Genomic DNA, 6,584 nt, shown 5'->3' with positions numbered 1-6,584 from the left:
GCGCGTCCGCGGCGGCGGCTTCCTCTACACGAACCGCGACTCGCTGTCCATCGGGACGGTGTTCCACCTCGACAGCCTCGTCGCCGAACGCGCGGAACCGCACGAACTGCTCGACGCCCTGCTGACCCACCCGCTCCTCGCGCAGTGGTTGGGCGACGACTACCACGAACGCGAGTACGCGGCGAAACTCGTCCCCGACTCCAAGAAGGTGGCCCTGCGGGACCCACACGAGGGGCGCCTGCTCCTCGTCGGCGACGCCGCCGGGCAGATGCAGGCGCAGGGGCCCATCATCAAGGGGATGAACCACGCCGTCACCGCCGGCGCACTCGCCGCCGAGGCGTTCGCGCAGTCGACGGCGCGCGGTAAATCCGAGCAGGCGGGTGAGCGATACGCGGAGAAACTCCGCGAGGAGGGCGTCATGGAGAAGCTCCGGCCGCGGGGCTACGACCTCACCCGGACCGTCGCCGAACGCGACGACGTGACCGACGCCCTCGACTCACTTCTCACCTCGCGGCTCGGCCGCCTCGCGTCCGCGCTCTCGGGAGCGGGACGCTCGAACGCCTGTACGGGTCGCCGCTGCTCCTGTCCATCGCGCCGGACACGCGGACGCCGTACGTGACGCTCCCGACGGTCGTCGCCGAGGAACTCGGGACGCGCGTCACGGACACGAACCGCGTCGAACCGCCGAGTCTGGAGGAGCGCATCGGCGAGTTGACGTACGACACCGACGTGGGCAACCCGCACATCGTCCTGCAGGACGACTCCTACGAGGCCAGCGGAGCGGCCGTCGCCGCCTGTCCGGTCAGCGCCGAGGGCTTCGGCGGCGGCTGTTACCGCGACGAGTTCGTGCGGACGAACGGCGACGAGCGACACGTCGTGAGCCTCGACACCCAGCCCTGCGTCGAGTGCGGGACGTGCGCCGTCGTCGCCGACACCGAGTGGACCCACCCGCGCGGCGGCAAGGGCGTCTCCTACGACGACGGATGACCGAGGAGGCGTCGGCCCGGTCCGCGCGTGCGGACGGGGGCTACACCGATGACGGTCGCGCGGCCGGGGGCGAACGGACGGCCGAGGACGGCCGCCACTCGGGACACGTCGAGGAGATTCGGTCGCTCGCGGCGTCGGCGCGGGCGGAGCGACGGCGGTTCGAGGCGCCGCCGGACGGCGGGGCCGACGAGCGAGCCCTGTCGTACGTCCGCGAGGGCGTCGCGCCGGTGACGGGCGTCTACGTGGAGGCGCACACCGGCGGGGACCACGCCCGGTTCTCCCAGACGGAACTGGACCTGCTCCACCGGGCCCTGAACGACTGGCTGTCGCTGTACGCCCGGTGTTACGGCGTCGACGTGGACCCGGACGCCACGGTGCGGACGGCGGCGGAGATACTGCTCCAGACGCACGACGCCCGCGAGGTGGCGCGACTGCTCACCGACGTGCCGCCGCGCCGGTGAGTCCTCTCTCGCGGGCGCGCCGGCGGCCGAACGTGTCGGAGTTCACGAAAAAACGTTAACTTTTGGTGGGTGGTAGCACGGGTCATGGACGTAACGGAGACGCTGGCGTTCGACAACGCGGACCGCAAAGACATCTACGACTACGTCGAGAGCCACGGCATCGTCCGCGAGGACGAGGTCCGGCGAGCGCTCAACTTCGAACCGGCCGCGTTGGGGGCGCACCTGACCGTTCTCCGTCGGGAGGGCTACATCCGGAAGGTGGGCGACAAGGTGCAGGTCGCCTACGACGAGGACGACGCGCAGGTGTTCGAGGCGGACGACGGCGAGGGGTTCACCATCCGGACCGCCCAGCAGGTGGACCTGGACGCCCTCGTGGACGCGATACAGGAGGTCGCCGAGGAGGGGACGTACATCGAGGCCGAGACGGTCGGCGAGATGATAGACCACGAGGAGGTCGTCCTCCGGCACAACGAGGTGCAGTCGCGGATGGTGTTCGTCGCCACCGTCGACGACGAACTCGCCGGCTGGTGTCACCTCGACCTCCCCGAGACGGGGAAACTCCGCCACACCGCCGTCCTCACCGTCGGGACGCGCTCGGAGTTCCGCGGGAAGGGCATCGGCAGTCGCCTCCTCGAACGGGGCGTCGACTGGGCCGACGACCACGGCTTCGAGAAACTGTACAACTCCGTCCCCGCGACGAACGAGGCGGCCATCGCGTTCCTCGAAGACCACGGCTGGGAGACGGAGGCGGTCCGCGAGGACCACTACAAGATCGGCGACGACTACGCCGACGAGGTGATGATGGCCGTCGGCATCCGCTGACCGCGACGCCCGAACGTCCGAGCGTCGTCACCGCCAGTCGTCGCCGGTCCCTTCGAGCGGTTCGGCGACGACGCCGTCCTTCTGGGCCAGCACCCGCGCGTGACCCGTGCAGACGTCTCTGTCCTCGTCCCACGGCACGTAGACGCGGACGGCCGCCGGGTCCTCGCAACCGTCCTCCGCGCACGTCTCCATACGTCGAGCGAGGCGGCCGAGCGACTTCGGCGTGTCGCTCGTCTCCGCGGCCCGCCCCGTCGCGTCACTCCTCGAACCGCGCGCGTTCCGTCGCCACGGCGTCCACGTCCGCGCCGTATCGCTTCACGCGTCGGCGTAGGCGTCACCGAGCGCCTTCATCGCGTTGCGCGGCGAGTGGTAGCCGAGTTCGTCGGCCACGGCGGGCCACGGCCGACCCTGCAACACCTTCCCGACGAGCAGTCGCTCCGCCCGCGGCGAGCAGGGCGGGTCGTCGTCGTTCAGCGCGCGGCGCGCCAGCGTTCGGAAGGCGTCCGGGGCGGTGGTGTACATCCCCGGACCGAACGACGCCCGACGACGACGCGCCACTCGCGGTCCGTGAGTTCGAGGGGCGGCGCGGCGTCGCAGGCGCGGACCGCCGCCCGCACCACGTCGGGGTCGGCGTCGCGCAGGGGGTCCGACAGCACGCCGGGCAGTCTGTCGAGGAACCAGTCGGCGTGCCTGTCGTGGAGGCGGCGCCCCGCCGGCGTGAGGGGGGCGAGCATCAGCGCGGAGTACTCGCCGCTGGTGTCGTTGCGCGTCGTCGAGAGGTGGACGGTGGAGTAGCCGTTGTCGTCCCAGAAGGAGAGCAACTCCGGCGTCGCGCCGTAGCCGACGCCGAGGTAGTCCACCGCCTCCGAGCCGTCGGCCTTCTCCGCGCGAATCTCCGACAGGAGGCGAGAGCCGAGTCCCGACGACCGGACGGCGTGGTGCGTGGCGATGCGCATGACGCGGTAGCCGACCGGGACCGCGGCGTCCTCGTCGCGGAGTTGGCTCGTGAACACGTCGGGGAGCATGTTCCCCTTGACGCGTGCGCCCTCGTACATCGCCCGGCGCGTCTCGCGGTCGAGTCCCCCCTCGCGGGCGAGGAGGGCGACGCTGACGACGTGGCCCTCGTGCGTCAGCGCCCGGCACTCGAGGTTCGGCGCGTCCAACAGGCGGCCCAGGTCGTCCGGTTCGGTCCGGTAGTGCGCGAGGACGAGCAGTCCGAACACCTCGCGCAGGAGGTGGTCGTCGTCGGCCAACTCGTCCTGCGAGAGGGCGCGGTACGCGGCCGACTCGGGCGTCGCGTCGGCGACGAGAGGGTCCACGGCGGGTCGCGCGTCGAGGAGGAGCGCCCGGAACGCCCACGTCTCCACCGGGTCGCCGCGGGCGTAGCGGATGGGTTCGTCCATCCGCACGTCCGTCACCGACAGGTCGCTCTCGTCGAGGCGGTCCCGGAAGCGCACGGCGAACCCCCGACCGGTCCCCTCGTAGCCGTGGACGGTGGTGAAGAACCCGGCCGCCGGGGCGTCGGCGAACGGCGGCGAGGAGGCGGACCGGAATCGCCGCCGCCTCGTCCACGAGGACCACGTCCGGGTCGTCCGGGAGGGTCGCCGCCGTCGGCGGGTCGGCGAAGCGGACGCGCCCCCCGCCCGAGGCGCGGACGACGTGCGCCGCCTCGTCGTGGTCGCCAGCGACCCCGTCTCGGCCAGGAGGTCGGTCGCGCGGGCGAACACCTCGCGGGCGTTGCGTACGACGGTGCGGTGACGAGGACGTCGCGTCCCCGGCGGCGAGACACCCCGCGGCGAGTCCGGCGGCGCTGGACTTCCCCCGTCCGCGGTCGGCCTCCACGACCACCGCCGCGCCCGGGTCGCGGAGGCGTTCGAGGGCGGCCACCGTCCGCGACTGGTCGGCCGTGAGGCAGGCGTCGTAGGCGCGCGCGGGAAGTCGTGCCGCCGCGGCGGGGACGGCGACCGGTTGCCCCGGGCCGGCGGCGCGTCCGTCGCCCCGTCGCGTTCGACGGTGCCGGCGTCCACGTCGACGACGGCGACGCGGGGTGCGTCCGGAGCGTCGCCGCGAGGTGCGTCCGGAAGCGACCCCCCACGTCGGCGGCATCGAACGGCGGGACGGCCAGCGACGCCTCGAACGCGCCGTCGCGTTCGGGCCACTCGTCGAGGGGCGGCGCGAGGAGGACGAACAGGCCGCCGCCCGCGACGACGCCCGCGAGGCGGCCGAGGACGTTCGGCGAGAACGCCTCGTGGGCGTCGCAGACGACGGCCGTTCGGGTGGTGCCGAGGAGGGTGCCCGCGTGCGTGGGGTGGACGCGTTCGAAGCGGAACCCCTCGCGGGCGGTGACGAACGTCGCCTCGTCGTCGGGGACGTCTGCGCCGTCGAGAACGTCGAACGCGGCGTCGATACCGGCGTCTCGGCCGCCGGCGAGGACGAGGAGTCGTCGCTGGTTCGAGTCCCGTGCGCCGCCCGGAGGTCGGCGGCGAGCGACCGGAGGTGCATGGTCGGCGTCGGGAGGGGGTCGTAAGGCACTTTCCGCTCGGATTCGGTGACCGTCGAGGAGGCGTGAACGTCCCGCAAACCGCCGTGCGGACCGGTGCCACGGCAGGGCGGCATTGAAAGCGTTTTTTATGGGGTCCTGAGCTATCAGAGGGTACAGCCTGCCCGGGGTTGATGAATGCTCCTCGCCGAGAGGGAACGACCGCGACCAGCAGTGGTCCGCCGGCGAGGATGTCGAGCCCGCGAGCAGGAAATAGGTGAACAACATGGCAGTATACGTAGAATTCGACGTCCCAGCCGACCTCGCAGAAGACGCCCTCGAGGCGCTCGAGGTCGCACGAGACACAGGCACGGTAAAGAAAGGTACGAACGAGACGACCAAAGCGGTCGAGCGCGGTAACGCCGAGCTCGTCCTGGTCGCCGAAGACGTCTCCCCCGAAGAGATCGTGATGCACCTGCCGGAACTGGCAGACGAGAAGGGCATCCCGTACATCTTCATCGAGACGCAGGACGAAGTCGGTCACGCCGCGGGTCTCGAAGTCGGCTCCGCCGCCGCCGCCATCGTCGACGCCGGCGAAGCGCAGGAGCAGGTCGAAGACATCGCCGCGAAGGTCGAGGAACTTCAGTAATCGACCATGAGCGCAGAAGAGACCGCCAGCGACTCGACGTCCGCAGAGGTCATCGAGATCGTTGGCAAGACCGGGATGCATGGCGAGGCCATGCAGGTCAAATGCCGCATCCGCGAAGGCTCGAATCAGGGCCGCATCATCACGCGGAACGTGCTGGGCCCCGTCCGCGAGGGCGACATCCTCCAGTTGCGCGAGACCCAGCGCGACGCCGACTCCATCGGAGGTCAGTAACCAATGGTAGAGAAGCGCACGTGCGACTACTCTGGTGAAGAGATCGAGCCCGGCACGGGCACGATGTACGTAAAGAACGACGGCACCATCCTCCACTTCAAGGACTCGAAGGCCGAGAAGAACTACTTCCTCGGCCGCGAGGCGCGCGACCTGGAGTGGACGGCCGAAGGACAGGCCGCCGGCGGTCCCTCCGAGGAGGGCTCCGAATGAGCCACCACGACGAGCGCACGTTCGTGATGGTCAAGCCCGACGGCGTCCAGCGCGGACTCGTCGGCGACGTCGTCTCCCGCTTCGAAGAGCGCGGGCTGAAACTGGTCGCCGGCAAGTTCATGCAGATCGACCAGGACCTCGCCCACGAACACTACGGCGAGCACGAGGACAAGCCGTTCTTCGACGACCTCGTGGACTTCATCACGTCCGGTCCCGTCTTCGCGATGGTCTGGCAGGGCGCCGACGCGACCCGGCAGGTTCGCTCGATGGTCGGCGAGACCGACCCCGCCGAGTCCGCCCCCGGCACCATCCGCGGCGACTACGGACTGGACCTCGGCCGCAACGTCATCCACGCCTCGGACCACGAGGACGAGGGTGCGAACGAGCGCGAGATAGCCCTCTTCTTCGACGACGACGAACTCGTCGACTACGAGCGCGTCGACGAGACGTGGCTCTACGAAGAAGAGGACCACTGAGGCCGTAGCCGGTACGTTTCGCTTTTCGTTCTTTCGACACCTCTCAGCTCGGCGGACAGTCAGCGCCGCCGCCGACAACAGCTTAGTGCGCGCCGGCCGCGGGTTCCAGCCGAACGAATGCCGAGAGACGAGCACGCGGACGACGGTGCGGACGAGGGGGGAGCGCGGGGGGACGGCGGCCGAGGGGACGGCGGACGAGTCGGACCCGACGAGGCGTGACGTCCTCGCCCGGACCGGCGGGTCCGTCGCCGCGGGCGTCGCCGCGGCGC

10 protein-coding genes and 3 pseudogenes are annotated in these 6,584 nt (G+C 70.9%); 8 read left to right on the top strand and 5 right to left on the bottom strand.

All coding sequences use genetic code 11. The features are described from left to right. From GJ632_RS25595 to GJ632_RS18195, 3 genes and pseudogenes are all read left to right on the top strand, one after another. Positions 1–987: pseudogene (locus tag GJ632_RS25595) on the top strand (flavoprotein); the annotation flags it as partial. Beyond that, positions 984–1,448: a hypothetical protein gene (locus GJ632_RS18200; RefSeq protein ID WP_089807581.1), complete on the top strand. Its 465-nt coding sequence runs from the start codon at positions 984–986 to the stop codon at positions 1,446–1,448. The pseudogene GJ632_RS25595 and the gene GJ632_RS18200, both read left to right, overlap by 4 nt. A gap of 84 nt (positions 1,449–1,532) precedes the next feature. Further along, positions 1,533–2,270: a GNAT family N-acetyltransferase gene (locus GJ632_RS18195; RefSeq protein WP_191453684.1), complete on the top strand. Its 738-nt coding sequence runs from the start codon at positions 1,533–1,535 to the stop codon at positions 2,268–2,270. Between the two features lie 27 nt (positions 2,271–2,297). Here the strand turns inward: GJ632_RS18195 and GJ632_RS22425 are convergent, their stop codons facing one another. From GJ632_RS22425 to GJ632_RS24880, 5 genes and pseudogenes are all read right to left on the bottom strand, one after another. Then, on the bottom strand, positions 2,298–2,462 hold the full coding sequence (locus tag GJ632_RS22425) for a hypothetical protein (RefSeq protein WP_177232596.1): 165 nt from the start codon (positions 2,460–2,462) through the stop codon (positions 2,298–2,300). A 123-nt stretch (positions 2,463–2,585) separates the two neighbouring features. Beyond that, a complete protein-coding gene (locus tag GJ632_RS24895) occupies positions 2,586–2,792 on the bottom strand; it encodes a hypothetical protein (protein ID WP_255473604.1) in 207 nt (68 codons plus the stop codon). Continuing rightward, positions 2,741–3,727 (bottom strand): GNAT family N-acetyltransferase, encoded by a 987-nt coding sequence (locus tag GJ632_RS24890; RefSeq protein ID WP_343161251.1) that lies wholly within the window; start codon positions 3,725–3,727, stop codon positions 2,741–2,743. The genes GJ632_RS24895 and GJ632_RS24890 overlap by 52 nt, the downstream gene beginning before the upstream one ends. Positions 3,728–3,848: 121 nt before the next feature. Next, positions 3,849–4,376, bottom strand: a pseudogene (locus GJ632_RS24885) (tRNA(Met) cytidine acetyltransferase); the annotation flags it as partial. Further along, positions 4,375–5,037: pseudogene (locus GJ632_RS24880) on the bottom strand (tRNA(Met) cytidine acetyltransferase TmcA domain-containing protein); the annotation flags it as partial. The pseudogenes GJ632_RS24885 and GJ632_RS24880, both read right to left, overlap by 2 nt. Here GJ632_RS24880 and rpl7ae point away from each other — a divergent pair. The 5 genes from rpl7ae to GJ632_RS18165 all read left to right on the top strand — a co-directional run. Then, positions 5,036–5,398 carry a 50S ribosomal protein L7Ae gene (rpl7ae, locus tag GJ632_RS18185; RefSeq protein WP_089807575.1) on the top strand — a complete coding sequence of 121 codons (363 nt, stop codon included), beginning with the start codon at positions 5,036–5,038 and terminating at the stop codon, positions 5,396–5,398. The pseudogene GJ632_RS24880 and the gene rpl7ae overlap by 2 nt on opposite strands. A gap of 6 nt (positions 5,399–5,404) precedes the next feature. Continuing rightward, complete coding sequence (locus tag GJ632_RS18180) at positions 5,405–5,629, top strand: 30S ribosomal protein S28e (RefSeq protein WP_006054022.1); 225 nt, start codon at positions 5,405–5,407, stop codon at positions 5,627–5,629. Positions 5,630–5,632: 3 nt separating this feature from the next. Beyond that, positions 5,633–5,839 carry a 50S ribosomal protein L24e gene (locus GJ632_RS18175; protein WP_089807573.1) on the top strand — a complete coding sequence of 69 codons (207 nt, stop codon included), beginning with the start codon at positions 5,633–5,635 and terminating at the stop codon, positions 5,837–5,839. Further along, positions 5,836–6,315: a nucleoside-diphosphate kinase gene (gene ndk / locus GJ632_RS18170; RefSeq protein ID WP_089807571.1), complete on the top strand. Its 480-nt coding sequence runs from the start codon at positions 5,836–5,838 to the stop codon at positions 6,313–6,315. The genes GJ632_RS18175 and ndk overlap by 4 nt, the downstream gene beginning before the upstream one ends. 85 nt (positions 6,316–6,400) lie before the next feature. Continuing rightward, the coding region (locus GJ632_RS18165) for a hypothetical protein (RefSeq protein WP_191453683.1) at positions 6,401–6,584 on the top strand (184 nt) is incomplete at its 3' end.

Source organism: Halogeometricum sp. CBA1124, from assembly GCF_009741955.1.
GTDB classification, from domain to species: Archaea; Halobacteriota; Halobacteria; order Halobacteriales; family Haloferacaceae; genus Halogeometricum; species Halogeometricum rufum.
Note: the sequence above shows the minus strand (reverse complement) of the source record. Positions and strands in the feature narration are given on the sequence as shown.

What these genes read in the sequence shown, in the direction of transcription:
- GJ632_RS18180 (WP_006054022.1), top strand. Translation starts at nt 5,405, where the DNA reads ATGAGCGCAGAAGAGACCGCCAGCGACTCGACGTCCGCAGAGGTCATC.
- GJ632_RS24895 (WP_255473604.1), bottom strand. Translation starts at nt 2,792, where the DNA reads ATGTACACCACCGCCCCGGACGCCTTCCGAACGCTGGCGCGCCGCGCG.
- GJ632_RS18195 (WP_191453684.1), top strand. Translation starts at nt 1,533, where the DNA reads ATGGACGTAACGGAGACGCTGGCGTTCGACAACGCGGACCGCAAAGAC.
- GJ632_RS18200 (WP_089807581.1), top strand. Translation starts at nt 984, where the DNA reads ATGACCGAGGAGGCGTCGGCCCGGTCCGCGCGTGCGGACGGGGGCTAC.
- GJ632_RS18175 (WP_089807573.1), top strand. Translation starts at nt 5,633, where the DNA reads ATGGTAGAGAAGCGCACGTGCGACTACTCTGGTGAAGAGATCGAGCCC.
- GJ632_RS22425 (WP_177232596.1), bottom strand. Translation starts at nt 2,462, where the DNA reads ATGGAGACGTGCGCGGAGGACGGTTGCGAGGACCCGGCGGCCGTCCGC.
- rpl7ae (WP_089807575.1), top strand. Translation starts at nt 5,036, where the DNA reads ATGGCAGTATACGTAGAATTCGACGTCCCAGCCGACCTCGCAGAAGAC.
- ndk (WP_089807571.1), top strand. Translation starts at nt 5,836, where the DNA reads ATGAGCCACCACGACGAGCGCACGTTCGTGATGGTCAAGCCCGACGGC.